The organism is Leifsonia sp. SIMBA_070 (genome assembly GCF_046534635.1).
Taxonomy (GTDB): Bacteria; Actinomycetota; Actinomycetes; order Actinomycetales; family Microbacteriaceae; genus Leifsonia.
Map to the genome: position 1 here is coordinate 1 of NZ_JAWRYK010000826.1, position 242 is coordinate 242.

At 43.8% G+C, this 242-nt stretch carries 1 protein-coding gene; it reads left to right on the forward strand.

What is annotated here, in order from left to right:
- Positions 1-219: hypothetical protein (locus tag SB754_RS22525; RefSeq protein WP_410784498.1), on the forward strand; the 219-nt coding region annotated here is incomplete at its 5' end.
- Positions 220-242 lie beyond the last annotated feature (23 nt).

Here is a 242-nt window from a genome sequence, read left to right on the forward strand (position 1 = left end):
GTCATCATTGCCTTTTATGGCTACAAGCAATTGATGTACTGCAGCTCTGACGAACATATGCAAATTTTGAATGCAATCCGTCAAAAAGACGAGTCATCTGCAGAACGACTCATTGTCGAGCATCTGACGCTGATCGAGCAGTCATTAGATTTTGACGAAGCGGAGGATGTACCAACTTCTTTAGTCGACATTTTCAAAGAGTTCAGGTCGCCATCTTAGTGGATCGCTCCATCCATCCTTTG